General features: G+C 73.1%; 25 protein-coding genes, 1 pseudogene and 1 riboswitch. Of the genes and pseudogenes, 17 read left to right on the plus strand and 9 right to left on the minus strand.

Going from position 1 to position 25,299, the window contains the following annotated elements:
* Positions 1-93 precede the first annotated feature (93 nt).
* A complete protein-coding gene (locus AB0M18_RS02225) occupies positions 94-1,533 on the plus strand; it encodes a DUF2079 domain-containing protein (RefSeq protein WP_365754742.1) in 1,440 nt (479 codons plus the stop codon).
* A gap of 106 nt (positions 1,534-1,639) precedes the next feature.
* On the opposite strand, the gene AB0M18_RS02230 is transcribed toward AB0M18_RS02225, so the two are convergent.
* Positions 1,640-2,251, minus strand: coding sequence for a hypothetical protein (locus AB0M18_RS02230; RefSeq protein ID WP_365754743.1), 612 nt, complete (start codon positions 2,249-2,251; stop codon positions 1,640-1,642).
* Between the two features lie 239 nt (positions 2,252-2,490).
* Between AB0M18_RS02230 and AB0M18_RS02235 the strand changes: the two genes are divergently transcribed.
* From AB0M18_RS02235 to AB0M18_RS02255, 5 genes are all read left to right on the plus strand, one after another.
* Positions 2,491-3,351 carry a bifunctional methylenetetrahydrofolate dehydrogenase/methenyltetrahydrofolate cyclohydrolase gene (locus AB0M18_RS02235; protein ID WP_365754745.1) on the plus strand — a complete coding sequence of 287 codons (861 nt, stop codon included), beginning with the start codon at positions 2,491-2,493 and terminating at the stop codon, positions 3,349-3,351.
* Complete coding sequence (locus AB0M18_RS02240; RefSeq protein WP_365755031.1) at positions 3,252-3,848, plus strand: DUF3017 domain-containing protein; 597 nt, start codon at positions 3,252-3,254, stop codon at positions 3,846-3,848. The genes AB0M18_RS02235 and AB0M18_RS02240 overlap by 100 nt, the downstream gene beginning before the upstream one ends.
* Before the next feature lie 328 nt (positions 3,849-4,176).
* Positions 4,177-5,166: a malate dehydrogenase gene (locus tag AB0M18_RS02245; RefSeq protein WP_365754747.1), complete on the plus strand. Its 990-nt coding sequence runs from the start codon at positions 4,177-4,179 to the stop codon at positions 5,164-5,166.
* 110 nt (positions 5,167-5,276) lie between these two features.
* Positions 5,277-5,522 carry a helix-turn-helix transcriptional regulator gene (locus tag AB0M18_RS02250; RefSeq protein WP_265867579.1) on the plus strand — a complete coding sequence of 82 codons (246 nt, stop codon included), beginning with the start codon at positions 5,277-5,279 and terminating at the stop codon, positions 5,520-5,522.
* Positions 5,522-6,025, plus strand: coding sequence for a hypothetical protein (locus AB0M18_RS02255; RefSeq protein WP_365754748.1), 504 nt, complete (start codon positions 5,522-5,524; stop codon positions 6,023-6,025). The genes AB0M18_RS02250 and AB0M18_RS02255 overlap by 1 nt, the downstream gene beginning before the upstream one ends.
* 40 nt (positions 6,026-6,065) lie before the next feature.
* On the opposite strand, the gene AB0M18_RS02260 is transcribed toward AB0M18_RS02255, so the two are convergent.
* Both AB0M18_RS02260 and AB0M18_RS02265 read right to left on the minus strand, forming a co-directional pair.
* Positions 6,066-6,803, minus strand: coding sequence for an isocitrate lyase/phosphoenolpyruvate mutase family protein (locus AB0M18_RS02260; protein ID WP_365754750.1), 738 nt, complete (start codon positions 6,801-6,803; stop codon positions 6,066-6,068).
* A complete protein-coding gene (locus AB0M18_RS02265) occupies positions 6,800-7,324 on the minus strand; it encodes a carboxymuconolactone decarboxylase family protein (protein WP_365754752.1) in 525 nt (174 codons plus the stop codon). The genes AB0M18_RS02260 and AB0M18_RS02265 overlap by 4 nt, the downstream gene beginning before the upstream one ends.
* 47 nt (positions 7,325-7,371) lie before the next feature.
* On the opposite strand from AB0M18_RS02265, the gene AB0M18_RS02270 reads away from it, so the two are divergent.
* Entirely contained in the window at positions 7,372-8,847 is a 1,476-nt protein-coding gene (locus AB0M18_RS02270; protein WP_365754754.1) for a PLP-dependent aminotransferase family protein, read from the plus strand.
* 7 nt (positions 8,848-8,854) lie between these two features.
* Here AB0M18_RS02270 and AB0M18_RS02275 read toward each other — a convergent pair whose 3' ends face one another.
* Positions 8,855-9,661, minus strand: coding sequence for a dienelactone hydrolase family protein (locus AB0M18_RS02275; RefSeq protein WP_365754755.1), 807 nt, complete (start codon positions 9,659-9,661; stop codon positions 8,855-8,857).
* Between the two features lie 130 nt (positions 9,662-9,791).
* Between AB0M18_RS02275 and AB0M18_RS02280 the strand changes: the two genes are divergently transcribed.
* On the plus strand, positions 9,792-10,814 hold the full coding sequence (locus AB0M18_RS02280; protein ID WP_365754757.1) for a helix-turn-helix domain-containing protein: 1,023 nt from the start codon (positions 9,792-9,794) through the stop codon (positions 10,812-10,814).
* Positions 10,815-10,918: 104 nt separating this feature from the next.
* On the opposite strand, the gene AB0M18_RS02285 is transcribed toward AB0M18_RS02280, so the two are convergent.
* Positions 10,919-11,752 (minus strand): hypothetical protein, encoded by an 834-nt coding sequence (locus AB0M18_RS02285; RefSeq protein ID WP_365755032.1) that lies wholly within the window; start codon positions 11,750-11,752, stop codon positions 10,919-10,921.
* Positions 11,753-11,885: 133 nt separating this feature from the next.
* Between AB0M18_RS02285 and AB0M18_RS02290 the strand changes: the two genes are divergently transcribed.
* Together AB0M18_RS02290 and AB0M18_RS02295 are read left to right on the plus strand one after the other, a co-directional pair.
* Positions 11,886-12,191: a hypothetical protein gene (locus AB0M18_RS02290; protein ID WP_365754759.1), complete on the plus strand. Its 306-nt coding sequence runs from the start codon at positions 11,886-11,888 to the stop codon at positions 12,189-12,191.
* 6 nt (positions 12,192-12,197) lie between these two features.
* On the plus strand, positions 12,198-13,382 hold the full coding sequence (locus AB0M18_RS02295) for a glutathionylspermidine synthase family protein (RefSeq protein WP_365754760.1): 1,185 nt from the start codon (positions 12,198-12,200) through the stop codon (positions 13,380-13,382).
* A 65-nt stretch (positions 13,383-13,447) separates the two neighbouring features.
* Here AB0M18_RS02295 and rocD read toward each other — a convergent pair whose 3' ends face one another.
* Positions 13,448-14,662: an ornithine--oxo-acid transaminase gene (gene rocD / locus AB0M18_RS02300; protein ID WP_365754761.1), complete on the minus strand. Its 1,215-nt coding sequence runs from the start codon at positions 14,660-14,662 to the stop codon at positions 13,448-13,450.
* A 108-nt stretch (positions 14,663-14,770) separates the two neighbouring features.
* Positions 14,771-14,861, plus strand: a riboswitch (ZMP/ZTP riboswitch).
* A gap of 73 nt (positions 14,862-14,934) precedes the next feature.
* Between rocD and glyA the strand changes: the two genes are divergently transcribed.
* The 3 genes from glyA (at position 14,935) to AB0M18_RS02315 (ending at position 18,059) form a co-directional block, all read left to right on the plus strand.
* A complete protein-coding gene (gene glyA / locus AB0M18_RS02305) occupies positions 14,935-16,224 on the plus strand; it encodes a serine hydroxymethyltransferase (protein ID WP_365754763.1) in 1,290 nt (429 codons plus the stop codon).
* 112 nt (positions 16,225-16,336) lie between these two features.
* Positions 16,337-17,350, plus strand: a complete 1,014-nt coding sequence (trpS, locus tag AB0M18_RS02310) for a tryptophan--tRNA ligase (protein ID WP_365754764.1) — start codon at positions 16,337-16,339, stop codon at positions 17,348-17,350.
* Between the two features lie 118 nt (positions 17,351-17,468).
* Positions 17,469-18,059, plus strand: coding sequence for a 2'-5' RNA ligase family protein (locus AB0M18_RS02315; protein ID WP_365754766.1), 591 nt, complete (start codon positions 17,469-17,471; stop codon positions 18,057-18,059).
* Between the two features lie 15 nt (positions 18,060-18,074).
* Here AB0M18_RS02315 and AB0M18_RS02320 read toward each other — a convergent pair whose 3' ends face one another.
* Positions 18,075-18,830 (minus strand): decaprenylphospho-beta-D-erythro-pentofuranosid-2-ulose 2-reductase, encoded by a 756-nt coding sequence (locus tag AB0M18_RS02320; protein ID WP_365755033.1) that lies wholly within the window; start codon positions 18,828-18,830, stop codon positions 18,075-18,077.
* Between the two features lie 96 nt (positions 18,831-18,926).
* Complete coding sequence (locus tag AB0M18_RS02325) at positions 18,927-20,315, minus strand: FAD-binding oxidoreductase (RefSeq protein ID WP_365754767.1); 1,389 nt, start codon at positions 20,313-20,315, stop codon at positions 18,927-18,929.
* 385 nt (positions 20,316-20,700) lie between these two features.
* Between AB0M18_RS02325 and AB0M18_RS02330 the strand changes: the two genes are divergently transcribed.
* From AB0M18_RS02330 to AB0M18_RS02345, 4 genes are all read left to right on the plus strand, one after another.
* Positions 20,701-21,135, plus strand: coding sequence for a phosphatase PAP2 family protein (locus AB0M18_RS02330; protein WP_365754769.1), 435 nt, complete (start codon positions 20,701-20,703; stop codon positions 21,133-21,135).
* Between the two features lie 175 nt (positions 21,136-21,310).
* Complete coding sequence (locus AB0M18_RS02335; protein ID WP_365755034.1) at positions 21,311-22,348, plus strand: decaprenyl-phosphate phosphoribosyltransferase; 1,038 nt, start codon at positions 21,311-21,313, stop codon at positions 22,346-22,348.
* A gap of 11 nt (positions 22,349-22,359) precedes the next feature.
* Positions 22,360-22,818: a GtrA family protein gene (locus AB0M18_RS02340; RefSeq protein ID WP_365754771.1), complete on the plus strand. Its 459-nt coding sequence runs from the start codon at positions 22,360-22,362 to the stop codon at positions 22,816-22,818.
* On the plus strand, positions 22,806-23,825 hold the full coding sequence (locus AB0M18_RS02345; RefSeq protein WP_365754773.1) for a YihY/virulence factor BrkB family protein: 1,020 nt from the start codon (positions 22,806-22,808) through the stop codon (positions 23,823-23,825). Before AB0M18_RS02340 ends, AB0M18_RS02345 begins: the two co-directional genes overlap by 13 nt.
* On the opposite strand, the pseudogene AB0M18_RS02350 reads toward AB0M18_RS02345, so the two are convergent.
* A pseudogene (locus AB0M18_RS02350) lies at positions 23,788-25,008 on the minus strand (D-alanyl-D-alanine carboxypeptidase); the annotation flags it as partial. The gene AB0M18_RS02345 and the pseudogene AB0M18_RS02350 sit on opposite strands and share 38 nt — an antisense overlap.
* Positions 25,009-25,299 lie beyond the last annotated feature (291 nt).

A 25,299-nucleotide genomic window follows, 5' to 3' on the forward strand; every position in this document is an offset into this window, starting at 1 on the left:
CACGGCCCCTTCGGTGGGCGGCTCAGCCGAACGGGTGGACTCTGGTCTAATGGGTTGCTCTTTTGTCGGCCGCCGTGAGTGGGGGACGTGGTGTTGGACGTACAGAACAAACCCGCTGCGGACCCTGCCGACGCGCAGAGACCGGAGGACGGCGGTCTCGCGGCCGCCCCGGTACGCCCGTACGCGATCATCGCGGCGGTCTTCGGCGCGCTGTACCTCCTCTACTCCTGGGTGCAGTACGAGCGCTTCCGCACGCCCTCCTGGGACCTCGGGATCTTCGAGCAGTCCGTCCGGGCCTACGCCGAGCTGCGCGCCCCGATCGTCGACATCAAGGGACCCGGCTTCCTCATACTCGGGGACCACTTCAGCCCCGTGACGGCGCTCCTCGCGCCGCTCTACTGGGTGTGGTCCTCCCCGCTCGCGCTGCTCTTCGCGCAGGCCGCGCTGTTCGCCGCCTCCGCCGCCGTGGTCGGCCGCACCGCCCAGCAGGTGCTCGGCAGCCGGGCCGCCGGGATCGCCCTCACCGTGGCGTACGGGCTGTCCTGGGGGCTCCAGGAGGCCGTCAAGTCCGACTTCCACGAGATCGCCTTCGCCGTCCCGCTGCTCGCCCTGACCTGCCGCGCGCTGCTCCTGGGCCGCTGGAACGCCGCCGTCGCCTGGTCCCTGCCGCTGGTCCTCGTCAAGGAGGACATGGGGCTGACGGTCGCCATGGTCGGCGCGGTGCTGTTCGTGAAGGGGCAGCGGCGGCTCGGCACCGCCCTCGCCGGCTTCGGCACGGCCTTCTTCGCGCTCACCGTGCTCGTCCTCATCCCGGCCGCCAGCCGGGTCGGCCAGTACGACTACTGGGCCAAGATCGAGAAGAGCGGCGACGGCAGCCAGGTCTCCTTCCTGGACTCGCTCCTCGGCGCCTTCCAGCACGGCGAGAAGTGGGAGATGCTCCTCTTCCTCGTCGGCGTCACCGGCTTCCTCTGCCTGCGCTCCCCGCTGATGCTGCTCGTGCTGCCCACCCTCGGCTGGCGTTTCCTCTCGCACGACCCCAACCACTGGGGCATGTTCTGGCACTACAACGCGATCCTGATGCCGGTGGTGTTCCTCGCCCTGGTCGACGCGGTCCGGGCGGTGCGCACCTCGCCGCGGCCCTGGCTCGTCGCGTACGGCCGGGTGGCCGTGCCCGTCGTCACGGCGATCGCGCTCGTGCACGCCCTCGACATGCCGCTGCGCGAGCTGACCCGCCCCGAGACGTACCGCACGGACGCCCGCACCCTCGACGCGCGGCGCGCGGTCGCGGCGGTGCCGGCGGGCACCAGCGTCGAGACGAACGTGACGCTCATGGCCCACCTCACCGGGGACCACACCGTCTACTGGGTCGGCGGCGCGCAGGGCGTCAGCCCCGACTACCTCGCCCTCGACCTCTCCTCCGGCTGGTCCCAGCCGGTCACGGACCCGGTCGGGCTGGCCTCCCAGCTGCATCCGGAGGCGCGGTACGCGGTGGTGGAGCAGGCGGGGCAGTTCGCGGTGCTGAAGCGGCAGTGAGACGAGGGCCGCTGCGCCGGTCGCGGCGGTTGCGGCGGTGCGTACGCGAAGGGGCCCCGGTTCCGGACGGAACAGGGGCCCCTTCGCGTACGCCGCGGGCCGTGGATCAGAAGCGCGGGCGGTTGAACCAGGCCGAGGCCTGCGGGCCCACCATCGAGGCGAGGATGACGCCGCCGAGGGCGAGGCTGATGATGCCGCCGGGCACGCCGGTCGCCTCGCCCGAGGCGAAGTTGCCGAGCGCGCCGAGGAGCATCAGCGAGGCGTAGATGATCGTGAGGACGCGGATCGCGGTGCCGCCGGTGGCGAACTTCACGGCGAGGAAGATGCCGAGACCGGCGATGACCAGCAGGATCACGACCAGGGCGAAGCCGAAGCCGGCCAGCATCCCGGACGCCTCCGAGGAGCGCGTCGCGCTGGACGCGGCGGCGATGCCGATGCCCGCGATGATCGCGATCAGGATCTGCAGGCCGGACAGGATGAACATGATCACGCGCGCCGCGGTCATCAGACCGGGCATCTTGGTCGGGCCATGCGGGTAGCCGCCGCCGTACGGCGAGACCGGCGGGGCCGCCGGGTAGCCGTACCCCTGCTGCGGCGGGACGCCCTGCGGGGCCTGCTGGGGGTAGCCGTAACCGGGCTGGCCCTGCGGGGGCTGACCGTATCCGGGCTGGCCCTGCGGGGGCTGGCCGTAGGGGTTGTTCGGGTCGCCGAAGCTCATCGGGGTTCCTCCGTTGGTTCCTGTGCGGGGACGGGCGTCGCGGCCCTGCGCGGAGGATGTGTCATCCGTGTCTCACGACGTATGAGCGGTGTTGCCCCCCGGCACTGCTCGCGGCACTGCGCAGATCATCGTCGTCAAAACGGCGACTGCTTGTCCAGTCGATACGCGGTGCGGTTGTGCAAGTGCAACCTCTGCTTCCGAATTGGAATCCGGCGGGGCCCATCCGGGAAGATGTGCGCATGAGCGCCCAGATTCTCGATGGCAAGGCCACCGCAGCCGCGATCAAGTCCGATCTGACCGCCCGTGTGGCGGCCCTGAAGGAGCGGGGCGTGACCCCCGGTCTCGGCACGATCCTGGTCGGCGACGACCCGGGCAGCCAGAAGTACGTCGCCGGCAAGCACCGCGACTGCGCGCAGGTCGGCATCGCCTCCATCCAGCGCGAACTCCCCGGCACCGCCACGCAGGAGGAGATCGAGGCGGTCGTGCGCGAGCTCAACGAGGACCCGGCCTGCACCGGTTACATCGTGCAGCTGCCGCTTCCCAAGGGCATCGACGAGAACCGCATCCTGGAGCTCATGGACCCGGCGAAGGACGCCGACGGCCTGCACCCGACGAACCTCGGCCGGCTCGTCCTCAACGAGCCCGCCCCGCTGCCCTGCACCCCCAACGGCGTCATCACGCTGCTGCGCCGGTACGGCGTGGAGATCAACGGCGCGGAGGTCGTGGTCGTGGGCCGGGGTGTGACCATCGGGCGCCCGATGCCGCTGCTGCTGACCCGCCGCTCCGAGAACGCCACCGTGACGCAGTGCCACACCGGCACCAAGGACCTCGCGGCGCATCTGCGGCGCGCCGACATCATCGTCGCGGCGGCCGGCGTCGGGCACCTGATCAAGCCGGAGGACGTGAAGCCGGGCGCGGCCGTGCTCGACGTCGGCGTCTCGCGCGACGCCGACGGCAGGATCGTCGGCGACGTGCACCCGGGTGTCGCCGAGGTGGCCGGCTGGATCTCCCCGAACCCGGGCGGTGTCGGCCCGATGACCCGCGCCCAGCTGCTCGTCAACGTCGTCGAGGCCGCCGAGCGCGCGGCCGGGGTCCGCTGACCATGACCTCCTCCGACGCGGACGCGCCGCGGACCTCGGAGGAGCCGGACGCCGATGCGGGCACCCCCTCGGCCTCCGCTTCGGACGAGGCCGTACGCCCCCGCCGCCACCCCCGCGCGACGCTCACGACCACGACCGCCCGTCCGGAGGGCGGCGGCCGGGCGGCGCCGGGCGACGCGTCGGCGCCCGCGCGCCAGTGGCCGCTGCTCACCGTGCTCGGCCTGGCCGCGCTCGGGCTGCTGATCGTGGGCACCGACCTGTTCCCGCAGGCCTTCCGGGTCGGCGCCCTGCTGGTCGGGGCGGCGCTCCTGACGGGTGCGGTGCTGCGCCGCGTGCTGCCCTCGGTCGGCATGCTGGCGGTGCGCTCGCGCTTCACCGACATGATCACGTACGGGGTGATGGGCGGCCTGATCGTGCTGCTCGCGCTCATGGTGCAGCCGAAGCCCTGGCTGCGGATCCCGTTCCTGGAGGACATCCTCCATCTGACGGTGAGCTGAGCCTGCGCATGTGGTGACGGCGCCCGTCCTCTCCCCCGTGGGAGGACGGGCGCCGCTGCGTTCCAGGGTCATGTACGTGCCAATGATCGATCAAGATCCGCCGGAGCCTTGTGGCACGGAGGTGACGGAGGTGACGATTCCGGTACGTGGCTCGTTATGCGTACGTGTGGGGTGAGCCGCACCACAAGGGGGTGGGGGTGCGCACCGCCCCGGGTCCGATAGCCTGACCGCTGGATATCTCTTCACGTCGAGACATCGATCGATCAAGGGGAGACATCCAGCATCAGGGGCAGGGACCCCCACCGCCAGCTGTCTTACGGAGATCGCCATGACCCGCACTCCCGTGAATGTCACCGTGACCGGCGCGGCCGGCCAGATCGGCTACGCGCTGCTCTTCCGCATCGCCTCCGGCCACCTGCTCGGCGCGGACGTGCCGGTCAAGCTGCGCCTCCTCGAGATCCCGCAGGGCGTCAAGGCCGCCGAGGGCACCGCCATGGAGCTCGACGACTGCGCGTTCCCGCTGCTCAAGGGCATCGACATCTTCGACGACCCGAACAAGGGCTTCGAGGGCGCCAACATCGGCCTGCTCGTCGGCGCGCGCCCGCGCGGTCCGGGCATGGAGCGCGGCGACCTGCTCGCCGCCAACGGCGGCATCTTCAAGCCGCAGGGCGAGGCCATCGCCGCCCACGCCGCGGACGACATCAAGATCCTGGTCGTCGGCAACCCGGCCAACACCAACGCCCTGATCGCCCAGTCGGCCGCCAAGGGCGTCCCGGCCGAGCGCTTCACCGCGATGACCCGCCTGGACCACAACCGCGCCCTGACGCAGCTGGCCCAGAAGACCGGCTCCTCGGTCACGGACATCAAGCGCCTCACCATCTGGGGCAACCACTCCGCGACCCAGTACCCGGACATCTTCAACGCGGAGATCGCCGGCAAGAACGCGGCCGAGGTCGTGGGCGACCAGGCGTGGCTGGCCGACACCTTCATCCCGACCGTCGCCAAGCGCGGCGCCGCGATCATCGACGCCCGTGGCGCGTCCTCCGCCGCCTCCGCCGCGAACGCCGCCATCGACCACGTCCACACGTGGGTCAACGGCACCGCCGAGGGCGACTGGACCTCCATGGGTGTCCCGTCCGACGGCTCCTACGGCGTCCCGGAGGGCCTCATCTCCTCCTTCCCGGTCACCTGCAAGGACGGCAAGTACGAGATCGTCCAGGGCCTGGAGATCAACGACTTCTCCCGCGAGCGCATCGACGCCTCCGTGCGCGAGCTCTCCGAGGAGCGCGACGCGGTCCGCGAGCTGGGCCTCATCTGAGCCCGACCGCCGTCTGATCGCTCTCCGCTTTCCACAACGCCCCCGGCTGGATTCTCCAGCCGGGGGCGTTTGTGTTGTGCAACCACAATGGAATGTAGTACTTCTTATACATGAGCGAGCAGGTGCACAACAGGCTCTCGGTCGTCAGGGCTGAGCGAAAGGTGTCGCGGCAGGCGCTGGCCGAGGCAGTGGGCGTCCACTACCAGACCATCGGCTACATCGAGCGCGGCCAGTACAACCCGAGTCTCGACCTGGCCCTGAAGGTGGCCCGGTACTTCGAGCTGCCGGTGGAGGCGCTGTTCTCCCTGGAGCCGTTCCAGCCGCTCACCACAGAGGTCTACGGGAGGACGAAGTGATGACGACGACCGCGACGCGCTACGACCGGCGCATGTACGCCGTGATGAACAACCGCGAGGCCGCGGCCCTGTACGCGACCGCCGGCCGCCGCAGGGTCCTGGTGGGCGTGCACCTCGCGCTGACGGCCGGCGGGCTGGGCGCGTTCTTCGGTGTGGGTGGGGTCCCGGGCGCGCTCACCATGGTGGCGCTGCTGCTGCCGTGGGTCGTGGCGACCGGCGCGATCAACGGGGCCACCCGCGGACTCCTGGAGCTGCGCGGCCGGATGCTCGACGAGCGTCAGCTGGTCGAGCGGGACCGCGTCCGCTCCCTCGCGCACCGGCTGACCGGTTGGCTGCTGATCGGCGGCACGGCCGTGGTGGTCCTCCTCGCCGCGTACACCGACGTCGACCTGTCGGGCCTGGCGGCGCCGCTGATGGTCGCGGTCCTCGCGCTGCACCTGCTGACCCCGCTCTGGGTCGCCGGACTGCGCGTCCAGGACGAGCCGTCCGGCGACGAGAACTGAACGGCCCGGGCCGGAGTCGGTGCCGGGGGCGGTGCCGGGGCTACGCGCCGCCCCGCAACTCCTCCGCCAGAGACCGGACATGGTCGAGCGTACGGAGCAACAGGCCCGGTCCGAAGGTGATCCGGGTCGCGCCGAGCCGGCCCAGTTCGGGGAACGGCGGACTGTCCTTCTGCGCGAGGAAGTTGAGGGGCAGGGCCTCGCCGACTCCGGCCCGCAGGGCCGGCAGGTCGGCGGCCGGGGCCAGGATCGGGTACACGCAGTCCGCGCCCGCCGCCGCGTACCGCAGGGAGCGCGTCACGGCCGCGGTCGCGGGTGCGGGCACGTCGCGCAGATAGACGTCGACGCGGGCGTTCACGAAGAGCGCGTTCCCGGCCTCCGCCCGTACCGCCGCCAGCCAGTCGGCGTGCTCGTGCGCGTCCCTCATGCCGCGCCGGTCGTCCGAGTCCTCCAGGTTCACGCCGGCCGCGCCGGTCCGCAGGACCCGCTCGACGAACTCCTTCGGCGCGAGCCCGTACCCGCCCTCCAGGTCCGCCGTCACCGGGACGGACACCGCGCGGACGATCCGCGCGACCTGGGCGAACATCTCGTCGGCGGGCGTGCTCCCGTCCTCGTACCCGAGCACGCGGGCGATCCCGGCGCTGGGCGTGGCGAGGGCCGGGAAGCCGGCCTCCTCGAAGGCGGCGGCGCTCGCCGCGTCCCACGGGCCGGGCAGCACCAGCGGATCGCCGGCCGCCCGGTCCCGGTGCAGCGCGCGCAGCGCGAGAGCCCGCTCGCTCACTTCTTGTACGCCCCGGGGGTGTAGTGACCCGGGACCATCCGGGTGGTGACGGCGATCCGGTTCCAGGAGTTGATCGTCACGATCGCACCGATGAGGTGCGCGAGCTCGGTCTCCTCGAAGTGGCGGGCGGCCTCCGCGTACACCTCGTCCGGCACGAATCCGTCGGTGAGGACGGTGACCGCCTCCGTCAGCGCCAGCGCCGCGGCCTCTCGCTCCGTGTAGAAGTGCCGCGACTCGCGCCAGGCCGCCAGCTGCACGATCCGCTGGACGCTCTCGCCCGCCGCCAGCGCGTCCTTGGAGTGCATGTCGAGGCAGAAGGCGCAGTTGTTGATCTGCGAGGCGCGGATCTTGACCAGCTCGTACAGCTTCGGGTCGACGTGCTTCGACGCGGCGATCTCCAGGCCGATCATGGCCTTGTAGAACTCGGGGTGCCGCTCGGCGAAGGCCTGCCGGGCCGGGTGCTCGGGGGCGTACGCCGTCGTGGCGGCCTGTGCGCTGTCCTGTGTCGTGGTGGTGGTCATGCCGACCACCGTACGGTCGGGGTGGTACCCGGGTATGGTCCATTCCCATGGCGAATGACTGGGCCACTTTCGGCGCCGACCTGCACCTCGAACCGCACGGGCACGGGCAGGGCCTGCGCGAGGGGCTGATGAACGCGCTCCGGGACGCCGTGCGCAGCGGACGCCTCGCCGCCGGGACCCGGCTGCCGTCCTCACGCTCGCTCGCCGTCGACCTGGGCGTGGCCCGCAACACCGTCGCCGACGCCTACGCCGAACTCGTCGCCGAGGGCTGGCTGACCGCCCGGCAGGGCTCCGGCACCCGCGTGGCCCAGCGCTCCGCGCCCCGCCGCCCGGGGTCCAGGGCCGCCGCATCGCGCCGCGCGGGGCCGGGCCGGGGCGGGAGGCCGGGCGGGGCCGTCGAGTCCGTCACCGCGCCGCCCGCCGGGAAGCCCACGTACAACCTGAGCCCCGGCACCCCCGACCTCGCCTCCTTCCCCCGCGCCGACTGGCTCAAGGCCTCCCGCAAGGCGCTCATGGGCGCGCCCGACGAGGCCTTCGGCTACGGCGACCCGCGCGGCAGGATCGAACTGCGCACCGTCCTCGCGGAATACCTCGCACGGGCCCGCGGTGTGTACGCGCGGCCCGAACGGATCGTGCTCTGCTCGGGGTTCGTGCACGGTCTGATGCTGATGGGGCAGGTGCTGCGGGCCCGCGGGGTGCGGGAGGTGGCCGTCGAGTCGTACGGACTCGACGTCCACTGGGACCTCCTCGGCCGCGCCGGCCTGAAGATGCCGGCCCTGCCTTTCGACGAACAGGGCACGCGCACCGAGGAGTTGGGTGCACGAGAGGTGATGGGTCCGGGCGTCGGGGCGGTCCTCCTCACGCCCGCACACCAGTTCCCGACCGGCGGCGCTCTCCAGCCCGACCGGCGCGCGGTGGCGGTCGACTGGGCGCGGGCGGCCGGCGGGCTGCTCCTGGAGGACGACTACGACGGCGAGTTCCGCTACGACCGGCAGCCCGTCGGCGCCCTCCAGGGCCTGGACCCGGACCGGGTCGTCTACCTCGGCACCGCGAGCAAGTCCCTGGCGCCGGGCCTGCGGATCGCCTGGATGGTGCTGCCCGAACAGCTCGTCGGCGAGGTCCTCGCCCAGAAGGGGACCGTCGACTGGGTGTCCAGCGCGCCCGACCAGCTCACCTTCGCGGAGTTCCTGGCCTCCGGCGCGTACGACCGGCACGTACGGGCCATGCGGCTGCGCTACCGGCGCCGCCGCGACCAGCTCGTCGCGGCGGTCGCCGCCCGCTCGCCCGGGACCCGGATCAGCGGCATCGCCGCCGGACTGCACGCCGTCCTCGAACTCCCCGAGGGCACCGAGGAGTCGGTGCTGCGCGCCGCCGCCTTCCAGGGTCTGGCCCTGCTCGGCATCAACCGCTTCCGACACCCCACCGTCCCGCGCACCCGCGACGCCCTGGTCGTCGGCTACGGCACCCCGTCGGACAGCGCCTGGTCGGGGGCGCTCGAAGCACTCTGCCGGGTGCTGCCCTAGGGGGTGTCTAGCGAGGCGGCAGCCGGGTGGCGAGGAAGGCGAGGATCTCGTCGCGGGCGCGGACGGTCGGATGCCCGGCCTCGTCGACGAGGTGGGCGGTGACGACGCTGTGCGGGGTGCCGACGAGCTCGGCGAAGAAGGGCGGCGGGGCGGGGTTGGCGGCGCTGTCGGACAGGACCCGCCCGTCGAACGCGTCGCCGAGCAGCGCCCGGTACGCGGCGAAGCGCTGCCCGGTGCACCAACGGTCGCCCTCGAAGCGGTGGGCGAGGACCGTGAGTCCGTCGCGGGTCAGCCGGTCGCGGACGGCCCGCGCGTCGGCCGGGTCGAGTTCGAGTCCGGCGGGGTCGTCGAGGGGGAGGGAGGGGTGGTTGACGACGGGAGCGATCACCGCGGGCTCCAGGGCCATGGTGAGCGCGAAGTTGCCGGTGAAGCACAGGCCGATCGCGCCGACCCCGGGCCCTCCGCACGCCGCGTGCGCCTGGCGCGCCAGGCCGCGCAGCCACAGCGTGACGGGGCTGGTGCCGCCGCCGGCGAAGGCCCGGAACTCCGCGCTGACGCAGGCGCGGCGCATGACCTCCCTGCCGCCCTCGACCGTGGGGAAGGCGCCGTCGGTGCCGAACAGGGACGGCACGTACACGGTCAGGCCCGCGTCCCGCACCCAGCGGGCGAGCCGCAGCACGTCGGGGCTGATGCCCGGCATCTCGGGCAGCACGACGACCGCGGGCCCGGTCCCGGCCACGTACACGGTCTTGGTCACGCCGTCGACGGTCATGGGCCGGCGGTCGAAGTCGTCGATCGGATCGTCCTCGCTCATGGGGCAAGGATCACGGGCGTTCCGGCGCCCCGTTGAGGGGCGGGATCGCCAAGGAGGCGGGTAATCTCGCCAGCCGGAGCGAAGCGGGTGCGGGGGTACCGGGTACGAGAGGGGCGGAGGTGCGGCGCGGATGGCGGAGGAGCCGGGCGTGCCGGGGGAACTGCGGGTCGGGGTCCTGGCCTATCCGGGCTGCTTCGCGTCCGAAGTCTTCGGCGTCCCCGACCTGTTGACGATGGCCGCGCATGTCGCCGGGCCGGAGGCGCCCGGCTACCGGGTCGCGATCGTCTCGCCGCGGCGGCGGGTCGTCGCCTCCGGGGGCGCGCGGCTCGACGTACGCCCGCTGCGCGAGGTGGACGTCCTCGTCGTGCCCGGCTTCGAACTGCGCCCGGGTGCGGCCGACTTGGGTGCACGGCTCGCCGGTCTCGCGCCCGAGGCCGCGGCGATCCGCGCGCAGGCCGCCGCGGGCACGGCCGTCGTGTCGCTGTGCGTGGGCGCGTTCCTGCTGGCCGAGGCGGGACTTCTGGACCGGCGCCGGGCCACGACGTCATGGCTGCACGCGGGCGAACTCGCCCGGCGCTGCCCGGAGGCCGACGTGCGGCCCGAGCATCTGGTCGTCACGGACCGGGGCGTGACGACCGCGGCCGCGTTCAGCGCCATGTACGACTTCGCCCTCGACCTGGTCCGCCGCCACAGCGGCGCGCGGGTCGCCCGTACGACGGCGCGGGTGGCCCTCGTCGACGACGCCCGCACCTCCCAGGCCCCGTACGTCGACCCCCGCCTGCTGCCACGGTCCGGCAGCGACTTCTCCCAGCGGGTCATGCGCCACCTCGACCAGAACCTCGCCGCCCGCTACGACCTGTCGGCTCTCGCCGCCGCCTTCGGCGTCAGCACCCGCACCCTCCTCCGCCGCTTCTCCGCCGAGACCGGCCACACCCCCCTGGCCCACCTCCAGACCTCCCGCGTCCGACGCGCCCGCCATCTCCTGGAGACCACCGACCGCACCGTCGCCGCCATCGCCTCCTCCGTCGGCTACCACGACCCCGGCACCTTCGCCGCCCTCTTCGCCCGCCACACGGGCCGGCGACCGAGCGCGTACCGCGCTGCCTTCCGCCGCAAGCCCGAGGCCCCGGCGCCCCAGAAGCCCGACGCCTGATGCCCGCTCGGGCCAAAGCCCCGGCCCCCGGCCCCCGCCGTCCGCCCGCCTCCCTGCTTCCCGGCCCGGCCTGCGCCGACGGCGCCGCCCGCCCGCCCCCAGCCTCAACGCCCGACTTCCGCCCCCGCTTCCACCGCCGGCGCCTCCCCGAACCGCGCCAGGGTCAGCGAGCCCGCCACCGCCACCGCGAAGCCGAGCAGGGCCAGCCAGCCCAGGCCGGGGCGGGTGGTGTCGCCGAGCCAGGTGACGCCGACGACGGCGGGGCCGATGGTCTCGCCGAGGACGAGGCCGGCGGTGGCGGTGGTGACGGCGCCGCGGTTGAGGGCGGAGGTGTAGAGGAGGAAGGCGCTGCCGCCGCCGACGAGGAGGGCGTAGAAGGCCGGGTCGGTCAGGTCGAAGGAGTCGAGGAGGCGGACCGCGATCTCGACCACGCCGAAGCCGAGGCCGCCCGCGAGGCCGAGGGCGAGGGCGCGGGGGCGGTCCGGGAGGCGGCCGGCGGCGGCGCCCGCCGCCAGGACGCCGAAGGAGGCCGCGAGCAGGCCCCAGGAGAGCGCGGCGTCGGCGCCCTCGTGGCCCTCCCGGCCGGACGCGAGCGCCAGCATCGCCAGGCCCAGGCAGACCACCGCGACGGCCGCCCACTCCGTACGGCTGAGCCGCACCTTCAGCATCCGGGAGGCGATCACCGCCGTCACCGCGAGGCTCGCCGCGAGCGACGCGCCGACCGCGTAGATCGGCAGGGTCCGCAGCGCCACGATCTGCAGGACGAAGCCGAGTCCGTCCATGCCGAGCCCGGCCACGTACCGCCACTGGCGCAGCGCCCGCCACAGGAGTGCCACGTCGACCCCGCCGCCCGTGCCGGGTTCGGCGGCCCGCGCGCCGAGCGCCTGGAAGACGGAGGCGGCGCCGAAGCAGACGGCCGAACCGAGCGCGCAGATCATCCCAAGAAGCACGAAAGGGACTCTAGTGCGACGGGGATCGGACGCGCGTTCACGCCGGGCCTACACTGTGCCGTCGCAACCGGGCGCGGGCAGCCGCCACCAGCCCGGCCCACAGGGGAGGACGGGGACGGACATGCGCAGAGTGAGGTCGACCACGGTGGTCCTGGGCGGAGTGGGCCTGCTCGCCGCGACGCTGACGGCCTGCTCCTCCGAGCCCGACCGGCGCTGCATCGACCCGGTGACGTACAAGGAGCTCCCGAACTACGAGTGCGACTGCGGGGGCGGGGACGGCCACGGCGGCAGCTCCAGCCACAGTCACAGCGGCCGCTACTACTACGGCGGCTCCTCCAGCAACGGCAAGGTCAGCGGCGGCAGCTTCGACAAGTCCGCGGTCTCCAGCGGCGGCTTCGGCGGCCACGGTTCCTCCTCCGGCGGCTGATCCCCCGTGCGGCGCCACACCATCGAACCGCGCCCCGGCTGGCAGCGGACCGTCGAGGAACAGGGCCTGATCTATCCCCTGACCCGCTACCCCGACGACTCCCTACGCCCCTACTGGGACGAGAGCGCGTACTACTCCTTCAGCCTGCCCGAGGTGGAGGCCCTGGAGGAGGTCGTCGAGGAGCTGCACGCCATGTGCCTCGCCGCGGCGGCGCACATCGTCGAGAAGAACCGGTTCGCCGAGCTCGGCATCACCGACCGCCGGCTCGCCTCCCGGGTCGCCGAGTCCTGGCGCCGCCGCGCCGAACTCCCCACCATCTACGCCCGGTTCGACCTCCGTTACGACGGCACCGGCCCGGCGAAGATGCTGGAGTACAACGCCGACACCCCCACCTCCCTCGTGGAGGCCGCCAGCCCCCAGTGGTTCTGGATGGAGGAGCGCTTCCCCGGCGCCGACCAGTGGAACTCCCTCCACGAGCGGCTCGTCGACGCCTGGAAGCGGCAGGCGCACCTGCTGCCGCCCGGCAGCCCCGTGCACTTCGTCCACTCCGACGTCGACGAGCTCGGCGAGGACCTGATGACGGTCGCGTACCTCCGCGAGACCGCCCAGCAGGCCGGCCTCGCGACCGAGGCGCTTTCGGTCGAGCGGATCGGCTGGGACCACATCTCCGGGCGCTTCGTCGACGACCGGCTGCGCTTCATCCGCGCCTGCTTCAAGCTCTACCCGTGGGAGTGGCTGACCACGGACAGCTTCGGCCCGTACGTCCTCGACACCCTCGACAACGGCGGCGGCAGCGGCACCACCTGCTGGATCGAGCCCGCCTGGAAGATGCTGCTCTCCAACAAGGCGCTCCTGGCGATCCTCTGGGAGCTCTACCCGGGCCACCCCAACCTGCTGCCCGCCTACCTCGACGGGCCGCGCGAACTCGCCACGACCACCGGCTGGGTCGCCAAGCCGCTGCTCGGCCGCGAGGGCGCGGGCGTCACCCTGCACGAGCCGGGCACGCCCGTGGTCCTCGGCGACGAGCCGGTCTGCTACCAGGAGCTCGCCCCGCTGCCCGACTTCGACGGCAACCGCGTCGTGCTCGGCGCGTGGACCGTCGGCGACGAGTCGGCGGGGCTCGGCATCCGCGAGTCGGCGGGCCCGGTCACGGACGAGTACGCGCGCTTCATCCCGCACGTGATCCTCTAGCCGGACACCCCCCTAGGGCCTGTCCGACCCTGATCCGCCGGACAGGCCCTGGGCGAGGGCGGCCGTCACTCCGAAAGCACCGCCCGCAGCTGCTCCAACCCCCAGTCCAGGTCCTCCTTCGAGATCACCAGCGGCGGCGCGATCCGGATCGTCGAGCCGTGCGTGTCCTTCACCAGCACACCCCGCTCCATCAGCCGCTCCGAGATCTGCCGGCCCGTGCCCTTCGCGGGTGCGATGTCCACACCGGCCCACAGGCCCCGGCCGCGCACCGCCTCCACCGCGCCGCCGCCCACCAGGAGGCCCAGCTCCGCGTGCAGGTGCTCGCCGAGTTCGGCGGCCCGCTCCTGGTACTCGCCGGTGCGCAGCATCGCGATCACCTCCAGGGCGACCGCGCAGGCCAGCGGGTTGCCGCCGAAGGTCGAGCCGTGCTCGCCCGGCTTGAACACGCCGAGCACGTCCCGGTCGGCGACCACCGCCGACACCGGCACCACGCCGCCGCCGAGCGCCTTGCCGAGGATGTAGACGTCGGGCACCACACCCTCGTGTTCGCACGCGAAGGTCCTGCCCGTGCGGCCCAGCCCCGACTGGATCTCGTCGGCCATGAACAGCACGTTCCGCCGGGCCGTCAGCTCCCGCACCCCGCGCAGATAGCCCGGCGGCGGGACCAGGACGCCCGCCTCGCCCTGGATGGGTTCGAGCAGCACCGCCACCGTGTTCTCGGTGACCGCCGCCTCCAGGGCGGTCAGATCGCCGTACGGCACGATCTCGAAGCCCGGCGTGTACGGGCCGAAGTGGTCGCGCGCCTCGTGGTCCGTGGAGAAGCTGACGATCGTCGTCGTCCGGCCGTGGAAGTTGTTCGCCGCGACCACGATCTTCGCGTGCCCGTCCGGCACGCCCTTCACCTCGTACCCCCACTTCCGGGCGGTCTTCACCGCCGTCTCCACGGCCTCCGCCCCCGTGTTCATCGGCAGTACCGCCTCCTTGCCGCACAGCTCGGCCAGGCGCTCGCAGAACGCGCCGAACCGGTCGTGGTGGAAGGCCCGCGAGGTCAGCGTCACCCGGTCCAGCTGCGCCTTGGCGGCGTCGATCAGGCGGCGGTTGCCATGGCCGAAATTGAGCGCCGAGTACCCGGCGAGCATGTCGAGGAAGCGGCGCCCCTCGACATCGGTCATCCACGCGCCCTCGGCGGAGGCGACGACCACGGGCAGCGGGTGGTAGTTGTGGGCGCTGTGCGCGTCCGCGGCAGCGATCTCGTCTTGCGTCCTCGGCGTACTCGACACGGGATCTCCGTTCGTCCTGCGGCAGGGGAGGGTGTGGCTCCCTTTTCTTATCGTCGCTCGCATGCCGGACGGGGAAACCTCCGGCGACGACGCGCCCGCTACTGTGGAAACACGCACGGCGACTGGCGTACGGGGAACCAACCCCGGGGGAGCCGTGCGCGGCAGACCACACGAGGTGCCGCCCGCCTGGGCATCCCGGAACCGAACAGGTCCCGCGTGGTGCCGCGCAGCGCGTAGCGCACCGGGACCTCCTGCCCGGAGGAACGCACGCCATGAACCTTCCCGCCCACCACCCGGACCTTCCCGCCCACCACCCGGCGCTCTCCGCCGCCGACCCCGAGCTCGCCGCGCTCGTCGGCGCCGAGGAGCGGCTGCAGGCCGAGACCCTGCGGCTCATCCCCAGCGAGAACTACGTCTCCGCCGCCGTCCTCGAAGCCTCCGGCACCGTGCTGCAGAACAAGTACAGCGAGGGCTACCCCGGGCGCCGCTACTACGAGGGCCAGCAGAACATCGACCAGGTCGAGACCCTCGCCATCGAGCGCGCCAAGGCCCTCTTCGGCGTCGACCACGCCAACGTCCAGCCGTACTCCGGCTCCCCGGCCAACCTCGCCGTCTACCTCGCCTTCGCGCAGCCCGGCGACACCGTGATGGGCATGGCCCTGCCCATGGGCGGCCACCTCACCCACGGCTGGGGCGTCTCCGCCACCGGCACCTGGTTCCGGGGCGTCCAGTACGGCGTACGGCAGGACAACGGGCTCATCGACTTCGACCAGGTCCGCGAGCTCGCCCTCGCCGAGCGCCCCAAGGTGATCTTCTGCGGCGGCACCGCGCTGCCCCGCACGATCGACTTCGCCGCCTTCGGGGAGATCGCCCGCGAGGCCGGCGCCGTGCTCGTCGCCGACGTCGCCCACATCGCCGGCCTCATCGCCGGCGGCGCCCACCCGTCCCCGGTCGGTCACGTGGACGTGATCTCCACGACCACCCACAAGACCCTGCGCGGCCCGCGCGGCGCCATGCTGATGTCCCGCGCCGAGCACGCCAAGGCCATCGACAAGGCCGTCTTCCCCGGCCTCCAGGGCGGCCCGCACAACCAGACCACCGCCGCCATCGCCGTCGCCCTCCACGAGGCGGCCCGGCCCGCCTTCCGCGACTACGCCCACGCCGTCGTCGCCAACGCCAAGGCCCTCGCCGACGAGCTGCTCGCCCGCGGCTTCGACCTGGTCTCCGGCGGCACCGACAACCACCTGATCCTCATGGACCTCACCCCCAAGGAGGTCCCCGGCAAGATCGCCGCCAAGGCCCTCGACCGGGCCGGGATCGTCGTGAACTACAACACCGTCCCCTACGACCCCCGCAAGCCCTTCGACCCCTCCGGCGTCCGCATCGGCACCCCGTCCCTCACCTCCCGCGGCCTCACCACGGACCACATGCCGCAGGTCGCCGACTGGATCGACCGCGGTGTCGCCGCCGCCGGCAAGGGCGACGAGGACGCGCTCGCCGTGATCCGCGCCGAGGTCGCCGAGCTCATGGGCGCCTTCCCGGCCCCGGGCCTGCCCGTCTGAACCCGCTCGACGCCCGCTCGACCGGGTGAGACGCGGGTGTGTTCCGCGTCTCACCGGCCCGCGGTGGGCGGGCAGTCCGGGAACGCTCCGCACACCTGAGAGAATGATGAGCATGGCCTCTGATCGACCTCGTGTGCTCTCCGGAATCCAGCCCACCGCAGGCTCGTTCCACCTCGGCAACTACCTCGGCGCCGTCCGGCAGTGGGTCGCGCTGCAGGAGTCCCACGACGCCTTCTACATGGTCGTGGACCTGCACGCGATCACGGTCCCGCAGGACCCCGCCGAGCTGCGCGCCAACACCCGGCTCGCCGCCGCCCAGCTGCTCGCCGCCGGCCTCGACCCGGAGCGCTGCACCCTCTTCGTCCAGAGCCACGTCCCCGAGCACGCCCAGCTCGGCTGGGTCATGAACTGCCTCACCGGCTTCGGCGAGGCCTCCCGCATGACCCAGTTCAAGGACAAGTCCGCGAAGCAGGGCGCCGACCGCGCGACCGTCGGCCTCTTCACGTACCCGATCCTCCAGGTCGCCGACATCCTGCTCTACCAGGCCCACCAGGTCCCGGTCGGCGAGGACCAGCGCCAGCACATCGAGCTGACCCGCGACCTCGCGGAGCGCTTCAACGGGCGCTTCGGCGAGACGTTCACGATCCCGGCGCCGTACATCCTCAAGGAGACGGCGAAGATCTACGACCTGCAGGACCCGGCGATCAAGATGAGCAAGTCGGCGTCCACGCCGAAGGGCCTCATCAACCTGCTCGACGACCCGAAGACGACGGCCAAGAAGGTCAAGAGCGCGGTCACCGACACCGACACGGTGATCCGCTTCGACCCGGAGAACAAGGCCGGCGTCTCCAACCTGCTCACCATCCTGTCCGTGCTCACCGACACGTCGATCGCCGACCTGGAGAAGAGCTACGAGGGCAAGATGTACGGCGCCCTGAAGACCGACCTCGCCGAGGTCATGGTGGACTTCGTCACTCCCTTCCGGACCCGCACCCAGGAGTACCTGGACGACCCCGAGACGTTGGACTCGGTGCTGGCCAAGGGCGCGGAGAAGGCCCGGGCGGTCGCCGCCGAGACGCTGGCGCAGACCTACGACAAGATCGGCTTCCTGCCCGCCAAGCACTGAGCGGGGGCGCGAGCCGGGGCGCGGGTCGAAGGACTCTGGCCGAAAGGGTGGTGCAAGCCGCACACTGGCGGCTGCACCACCACACACCTGGACGACGGAGACGACGGAGGAGAACGACGTGGGGACCGTAACGCTCGGCGTTTCGATCGCGGTCCCGGAGCCCTACGGCAGCCTGCTCCAGGAGCGGCGCGCGGGCTTCGGGGATCCCGCCGCGCACGGCATTCCGACCCACGTCACGCTGCTGCCGCCGACCGAGGTCGACGCGGAGCGGCTGCCGGAGATCGAGGCGCACCTCGCCTCGATCGCGGCGCTCAGCCGGCCCTTCGCGATGCGTCTGGAGGGCACCGGCACCTTCCGGCCGCTGTCCCCGGTGGTCTTCGTCCAGCTCGTCGAGGGCGAGACCGACTGCGACCAGCTGCAGCAGCGGGTCCGCGACGAGGCGGGCCCGGTCCCGCGCGAGCTGCAGTTCCCGTACCACCCGCACGTCACCGTCGCGCACGGCATCGCCGAGGAGGCGATGGACCGCGCCTTCGAGGAGCTGTCCGGTTACGCGGCGGAGTGGACCTGCCGTTCCTTCGCGCTGTACGAGCAGGGCGCGGACGCGGTGTGGCGGAAGCTGTGCGACTACGAGTTCGGCAGCGGCCGTACGATCTCGGCCGTCCCGGCGCAGGGCTGCAGCCCCGTCGACGCGCCCGCCGTCTCTCCGTAACCGCGTCCGGCCGGGTCAGACCGGCAGGCGGCGGAACAGCGAACGCGGCACGTGCCGCAGCGCCGACATCACCACCCGCAGCGCGCCCGGCACCCACACGGTCTCCGAGCGGCGCCGCAGCCCCAGCTCGATCGCCGTCGCGACCGCCTCCGGGCTGGTCGCGAGCGGCGCCTCCGCCAGGCCCGCGGTCATCCGGGTGCGGACGAAGCCGGGCCGTACCACCATCACGTGCACACCGGTGCCGTGCATCGCGTCGCCGAGGCCCTGGGCGAAGGCGTCGAGCCCGGCCTTCGACGAGCCGTAGATGAAGTTCGCCCGCCGGGCCCGCTCGCCCGCCACCGACGAGAGCACGACGAGCGAGCCGTGCCCCTGCGCCTGGAGCGCCTGGGCGCAGACCAGGCCGGCCGAGACGGCGCCGGTGTAGTTGGTCTGGGCGACCCGGACCGCCGAGAGCGGGTCGGACTCGTCGCGCACCTGGTCGCCGAGGACGCCGAAGGCGAGCAGGACGAGGTCGATGTCGCCCTCGGTGAAGATCTTCCCGAGCCGTTCCTCGTGGGACTCGGTGTCCAGGGCGTCGAAGGGCACGGTGTGCACGGTGGCGCCCAGCGCGCGCAGCGAGTCCGCGGCGGCGGCGAGCGCCGGGGAGGGGCGGCCGGCCAGCCACACCGTACGGGTGCGGCGGGCGATCAGCCGGCGGGCGGTGGCGAGACCGATCTCGGAGGTGCCGCCGAGGAGGAGGAGGGACTGGGGTGCGCCGAAGGCGTCCTTCATGGCGTTCACGCTCCGGAGGGGTGGCGGGGGCAGGGACTGGACGGCAGGGGACGGGTTCAGGAGTTCAGGGGTTCAGGGGTTCAGGGGTTCAGGGGTTCAGAGGGCGAGCCGGCGGGCCAGGTCGGAGACGAAGACCGAGCGCGGGTCGAGAGCGGCGCGCAGCTCGCGGAAGTCGCCGAGCCGCGGGTACATCGCGGCGAGCAGCTCGGGCCGGAGCCGTGAGTCCTTGGCCAGGTAGACCCGGCCGCCGGCCGCCACGACCTCCTCGTCCAGCTCGTCGAGGAAGGCCCCGAGGCCGCTGAGCGAGGCCGGGATGTCGAGCGCCAGGGTCCAGCCGGGCATCGGGAACGACAGCCAGCCGGGGTCCGCCTCGCCGAAGCGCTTCAGGACGGCCAGGAAGGACGGGCAGCCGCGGGTGGCGATCCGGCGCACGACCCGGCGCAGGGTCTCCTCCCGGCCGTGGCCGACGACGAACTGGTACTGCACGAAGCCGCCGCGCCCGTAGATCCGGTTCCAGTGCGGCACGCCGTCCAGCGGGTGGAAGAAGGAGCCGAGGGACTGGAGCCGGCCGGTGGAGTGCCGCGGGGCCTTGCGGTACCAGAGCTCGTTGAACAGGCCGACGGTGGTGCGGCCGAGCAGCCCCTCGGGGACGTACGCGGGGGCCGCGGGCAGCCGTCCCGGCCGGAAGGCGAGGGGCGCGCGCCGGGCCCGCCTGGCCCGTACCGGCAGGGTGTCGTACGGGGCGTGGTCGCCGCGGGTGAGGACGGCGCGGCCGGTCGACGCGCCGCGCGCGAGCAGGTCGATCCAGGCGACGGAGTAGCGGTAGCGGTGGTCGGTGGCGGTCAGCCGGGCCATCAGGTCGTCGAGGTCGGTGGCGCGTTCGGTGTCGACGGACATGAGGGAGGTCTCGACGGGCAGCAGGCGCAGGGTGACGGACAGGATCACCCCGGTCAGTCCCATGCCGCCGGCGGTGGCGTCGAAGAGCGGGGTCCCGGGGGAGACCGTGCGCACCTGGCCGTCGGCGGTGAGCAGGTCGAGCGAGACGACGTGCCGGGAGAAGGAGCCGGAGACGTGGTGGTTCTTGCCGTGGATGTCGGCGCCGACCGCGCCGCCGACGGTCACGTAACGGGTGCCGGGGCTCACCGGCACGAACCAGCCGAGCGGCAGCAGCACCTCCATCAGGTGGTGCAGGCTCACCCCGGCGTCACAGACCACGAGCCCGGCCTCGGCGTCGACGGCCCGGATCCGGCCGAGCCCGGTCATGTCGAGCACGGACCCCCCGGCGTTCTGCGCCGCGTCCCCGTACGCCCGCCCGAGCCCCCGCGCGATCGACCCCCGCGCCCCGCACGCGCGCACGGCCGCGGCGGCCTCCTCGTACGTCCGGGGGCGGATCACCCGCGCGTGGGTGGGGGCGGTGCGGCCCCAGCCGGTGAGGGTGTCGATGCCCGCGTCCGGGTCCGTGGCGGTGGGGGTGTCGGCTGCCATGGGGTGACCGTATAGCCGGGAGTGTCGCTTATGCCGGGATTGATGGCCGGTTCGGCGAAATGGGTGATTAAACGAGTGTCAGGAAAGCGTCCCGTCCCCCAGGACGTCCTGGCGCGTCAGAGTCGCCGATGTCCGACGCAGACGCGCTGACACGGGGAGCCGAACCACGATGACGGGTACTGGGGACCGGACCATGCGGGTGCTGGGCGCGGGGCCGGACGGCGGTGGGCCGGACGGCCGGGGCGCGACCCCGAGGGGGACCGCTTCCGGGCCCGCACCCGAGGGGCCCCGCCCCCCTGCCCCCCTTCCCGGCCTCGACCGGCGGCTGCTCCGTGCGCTGCGCGAGGTCGGGGGACGGGCCGGGGTCGGGGGAGTGGCGTGCGGCGTGTCGTTCGCCGGGGAGCACGGCGCGGTATGGCTGGCCGCCGGGCTGCTCGCCGCCGTCGTCGACCGGCCACGGCGGGCCGGCTGGCTGCGGGGCGCCGCGCTGGTCGGCGGCGCGCACCTGGCCAGCATGGGGGTGAAGCGGGTGGTACGGCGGGCCCGGCCGCCCGTCGGGGAGTTCGCACCGCTGGTGCGGACCGCCGGGCGCCACTCCTTCCCCAGCTCGCACGCGAGCTCGGCCGCGGCCGCGGCCGTCGCCTTCGCGACGCTGCACCCACCCGTGCGCCACGTGATCGTGCCGGCCGCCGCCGCGATGTGCGTGTCACGACTCCTCGTCGGCGTCCACTACCCGAGCGACGTCGCCGCCGGCGCCCTGCTGGGCGCGGCCACCTCCGCGGCGGGCCGCCGCTGGCTGACCGGAGGCCGCCGTGCCTGACCGGACCACGACGGCCTCCGCGGGCACGGCGCCGGGCGCGGGTGTCGCCACCGGCTCCCGCCCCGGCCTCGGTACGGCCACCGGCGCCGGCGTGGCCGACGGCGCCGTGCCGGGCCATGCCGCCGGTTCTGGTTCCGCCGGTGCGAGGAACACGGGCGTCGCCACCGCGACCGGCATCGCGCCGGGCCCCGGTCCCGGCACCGCACGGGGTACCGGCACGGCATCCGCCTCCGCATCCGCCTCCGCCACTGTCGTCGGCGCAGGGACGAGCCCCGGCAGCGCCGCCGCGCCCGCCCCCACCCCCCTCCGCCCGCACCGCCCCCGCACCCCGCTCGCCCTCGCCCGCGGCCTCCTCCGCACCTCCCGCCCCCGCCAGTGGGTCAAGAACGTGCTCGTCGTCGCCGCGCCCGTCGCCGCCGGGCAGCTCTGGTCGTGGCACAGCGCCGCCCGACTGGGCGTCGTGTTCGGGCTGTTCACGGCGGCCGCGGCGGCCGTGTATCTGGTCAACGACGCGCGCGACGCCGCGGCCGACCGGGCGCACCCGGTCAAACGGCACCGGCCGGTGGCCGCCGGGCTCGTGCCCGTACCCCTGGCGTACGGCACCGGCGCCGCGCTCGGGCTCGGTGCGGCGGGGGCGGCGGCCGTCTGGTGCAACGGGATGACGGCGCTCGTCCTCGCCGCGTACCTCGGCATGCAACTCGCCTACTGCGTACGCCTCAAGCACGTCCTCGTCGTCGATCTCGCCGTCGTCGCCGCCGGGTTCCTGCTCCGCGCCATGACCGGCGGGATCGCGCTCGGCATCCCCCTCTCGCGCTGGTTCCTCATCACCACCGGCTTCGGCGCGCTGTTCATGGTCGCGGCCAAACGCTACTCGGAGGCCGTACAGCTCGCCGACGCCCAGGGCGCGACCCGCGCGCTGCTCACCCAGTACACGCCCGGGTACCTGCGCTTCGTCTGGCAGTCGGCGGCGGTCGTCGCCGTCCTCGGCTACTGCCTGTGGGCGCTGGAGAGCGGCGGCGTCGCGCACGGCGCGCTGCTGCCGTGGCGGCAGCTCTCCGTCGTCGCCTTCGTCCTCGCGGTGCTGCGCTACGCCGTCTTCGCCGACCGGGGCACCGCGGGCGAGCCCGAGGACGTGGTCCTGCGGGACCGGCCGCTCGCCGTCATCGGCCTGGTGTGGGCGGCGATGTACGGGATGGCGGTCGCCGACCTGTGAGTCGCGGACCTGTGACCCGGCGCCTGTGCGGCGGGCCGCCCGGCGTCGCGCCCCGCGAGCTGCTCGGCTTCGCGGCCGCCGGCCTCGCCGCGTACACCGCCGACCTCGCCGTCTTCCTCTGGCTGCGCGGACCGCTCGGCCAGGACCCGGTCACCGCCAAGACCCTCTCCTTCCTGGCGGGTTGCGCGGTCGCCTACCTCGGCAACGCCCTCGGCACCTACCGCCGCCGCGTGGTCGCCCTCCGCGAGTACGCCGTCTTCTTCGCCGTGAACCTGGCGGGCGCCGCCGTGCAGTTGCTCTGCCTCGCCGTCTCCCACCACGGCCTCGGCCTCACCTCCGCCCGCGCCGACACGGTGTCAGGACTCGGCGTGGGCATGGTTCTCGCGACCTGTCTGCGATTCTGGGGGACCCGGACCCTGGTGTTCCGGAACCCTGCGACCCAGGAGGCCCGCCCGCCGTGGACCGGCTGACCAAGCTCCCCGTCGTCGGCCCCTGGGCCGCGCGGCTGACGCGGACCCACGCCTATCACGCGTACGAGCGGCTCGACGAGGTGCGCTGGGCCCGGCTGGCCGCCGCCATCACCTTCCTCAGCTTCCTCGCCCTCTTCCCGCTGATCACCGTCGCCGCCGCGATCGGCGCCGCGCTGCTCTCCACCGAGCAGCTCGACAAGATCGAGGCGAAGATCGCCGACCAGGTGCCCGGCATCTCCGACCAGCTCGACATCGCCGGGCTCGTCGAGAACGCCGGCACCATCGGTCTGGTCGCCGGCGCCGTGCTCCTCTTCATGGGCATCGGCTGGGTCGGCTCGATGCGGGAGTGCCTGCGCGCGGTCTGGGGCCTCGACGCCGCCGACCAGGGCAACCCGATCGTCCGCAAGGGCAAGGACGCGGGCGTGCTGCTCGGCCTCGGCGGGGTCATGATCTGCTCGCTCGCCGCGTCCTGGCTCGGCTCCACGGCCGTCGGCTGGAGCGCCGAACGGCTCGGCATCGAGCACCGGGGCGCCGGCGGGATGCTGATCGAGGCCGCGGCGATCCTGGTCGCGATCGTCGCGGACTTCCTGATCCTGTCGTACGTGCTGACGCTGCTGCCCGGCGTCGAGCCGAGGCGCCGCGACCTGGTGATCGCCGCGCTGCTCGGCGCGGTCGGCTTCGAACTGCTCAAGCTGCTGCTGGGCGGCTACATGAAGGGCGTCGCGGCGAAGTCGATGTACGGGGCGTTCGGCGTGCCGGTCGCCCTGCTGCTGTGGATCAACTTCACCGCGAAGCTGTTGCTGTTCTGCGCGGCGTGGACCGCCGTCGGGGTCAGGGAGTCGCCGGGGTCTCGTCGACCGGAGGACTCTCCTGAGAGCCCTGGTCCTGGGAGCCCTGGTCCTGGGACTTCTGGTCCTGGGAGCTCTGGTCCTGGGAGCCCTGGTCCTGGGACTTCTGGTCCTGGGGACGGCGCCGCGCCGCCCCCGCCAGCGGCCAGCGCCGGTTGACCAGGAACACACCGGCCGCGAGCAGCACGAGCACCCCGCCCGCCACGGCGAGCGCGATGCCGATCCCGCCGGACGGCTTCGACGCGGCGACCGAAGTGTGCCCGGTACCCTTCGCGGCGTCCTTGCCCGGCGCCTCCTTGCCGGGGGCGGGCCCGGCCCCCGCCGTGCTGCCGGCCGTCGCCGGCGGCACCAGTTCGCCGACCGGCGTCACCTTGCCGGTCGCGGCGAAGCCCCAGTCGAGCAGCCGCGCGGCCTCCTTGTAGACGGCGTGCTGCTCCTTCGAGGAGGGGTTCATGACGGTGACGAGCAGCACCTTGCCGTTCCGCTCGGCGACACCGGTGAAGGTGGCCCCGGCGTGCGTGGTGTTGCCGTTCTTGACCCCGGCGATGCCCTGGTACGGGGCGACCCCGAGGTCACCGGTCAGCAGCCGGTTGGTGTTCTGGATCTCGAAGGTCTCGCGCGGCTTGCCGGGCTTCGCCTCGCCCGGGAACTTCGCCCGCGACGTGGCCGCGTACTCCCGGAAGTCGGCGTTCTGCATGCCGCTGCGGGCGATGAGGGTGAGGTCGTACGCGGAGGAGAGCTGGCCCGGCTCGTCGTAGCCGTCCGGCGTCTTGACCTGTGTGTCCAGGGCCTGGAGCGCGATGGCGTGCGCCTGCATGTCCTTGACGGTCTGGTCCACGCCGTTGTTCATCGCGGCGAGCACGTGCACGGCGTCGTTGCCGGAGCGCAGGAAGACGCCCAGCCACAGGTCGTGGACGCTGTAGGTCTGCTTCTCCTTGATGCCGACCAGGCTGGAGCCGGCACCGAGGCCCTGGAGGTCGGCCGGGGTGACCGTGTGGTTCTGCGTCTTGGGGAACTTCGGCAGCAGGGTGTCCGCGAAGAGCATCTTCAGGGTGGAGGCGGGGGCCAGCGGCCAGTGCGCGTTGTGCGCGGCGAGCACCTGCCCGTTCTCCGCGTCCGCCACGATCCACGACCGCGCGCTCAGCTCCTTCGGCAGCACCGGCGCCCCCAGCCCCAGCTGCACCTGCGTACCGGGCTTGGAGAGCAGCGTGCCGCCCACGCTCGACATCGTGGCCGGCGGCTGGGGCTGCGGCGCCTTGCCGTCCGCGTGTGCGGGGGCGGCGGCGAGGAGGGGCAGCAGAGTGGCGGCGGCGGTGGCCGCCAAAGCGGCCTTCGCGGTCATCTTCGAAGCGGACACGATCGAGAACGTACATCCCCGGAACCGCGTTCCGAACCCCGCGGGGCGGTTCGTCCCCGCTCGTCCACCCGTCCGCAGGGGCCGTGGGGCGGACGGCGGTACGGGTATCCCGGTGTCTATTTGGGTCAGATCAGGGCATTCACTCGAATTCGACCCATGGCGCTGGTTCATCTGGATAGGTTTTCCTCAGTAGCTGACCGGCAGTGGACATTCACACAGAAGAGCAGGTGAGAGGCCTCGTCCCCGTTCGTCTCCGCTGTTCCGGCCGAGCAGCTG

This window comes from Streptomyces sp. NPDC051909, from assembly GCF_040681095.1.
Classification (GTDB): Bacteria; Actinomycetota; Actinomycetes; order Streptomycetales; family Streptomycetaceae; genus Streptomyces.

Coding starts and splice junctions, on each gene's coding strand:
- glyA (WP_365754763.1), top strand. CDS start 14,935: ATGAACCTTCCCGCCCACCACCCGGACCTTCCCGCCCACCACCCGGCG.
- AB0M18_RS02290 (WP_365754759.1), top strand. CDS start 11,886: ATGCGCAGAGTGAGGTCGACCACGGTGGTCCTGGGCGGAGTGGGCCTG.
- trpS (WP_365754764.1), top strand. CDS start 16,337: ATGGCCTCTGATCGACCTCGTGTGCTCTCCGGAATCCAGCCCACCGCA.
- AB0M18_RS02235 (WP_365754745.1), top strand. CDS start 2,491: ATGAGCGCCCAGATTCTCGATGGCAAGGCCACCGCAGCCGCGATCAAG.
- AB0M18_RS02245 (WP_365754747.1), top strand. CDS start 4,177: ATGACCCGCACTCCCGTGAATGTCACCGTGACCGGCGCGGCCGGCCAG.
- AB0M18_RS02320 (WP_365755033.1), bottom strand. CDS start 18,830: ATGAAGGACGCCTTCGGCGCACCCCAGTCCCTCCTCCTCCTCGGCGGC.
- AB0M18_RS02265 (WP_365754752.1), bottom strand. CDS start 7,324: ATGACCACCACCACGACACAGGACAGCGCACAGGCCGCCACGACGGCG.
- AB0M18_RS02280 (WP_365754757.1), top strand. CDS start 9,792: ATGGCGGAGGAGCCGGGCGTGCCGGGGGAACTGCGGGTCGGGGTCCTG.
- AB0M18_RS02230 (WP_365754743.1), bottom strand. CDS start 2,251: ATGAGCTTCGGCGACCCGAACAACCCCTACGGCCAGCCCCCGCAGGGC.
- AB0M18_RS02275 (WP_365754755.1), bottom strand. CDS start 9,661: ATGAGCGAGGACGATCCGATCGACGACTTCGACCGCCGGCCCATGACC.
- AB0M18_RS02285 (WP_365755032.1), bottom strand. CDS start 11,752: ATGATCTGCGCGCTCGGTTCGGCCGTCTGCTTCGGCGCCGCCTCCGTC.
- AB0M18_RS02325 (WP_365754767.1), bottom strand. CDS start 20,315: ATGGCAGCCGACACCCCCACCGCCACGGACCCGGACGCGGGCATCGAC.
- AB0M18_RS02255 (WP_365754748.1), top strand. CDS start 5,522: ATGACGACGACCGCGACGCGCTACGACCGGCGCATGTACGCCGTGATG.
- AB0M18_RS02270 (WP_365754754.1), top strand. CDS start 7,372: ATGGCGAATGACTGGGCCACTTTCGGCGCCGACCTGCACCTCGAACCG.
- AB0M18_RS02250 (WP_265867579.1), top strand. CDS start 5,277: ATGAGCGAGCAGGTGCACAACAGGCTCTCGGTCGTCAGGGCTGAGCGA.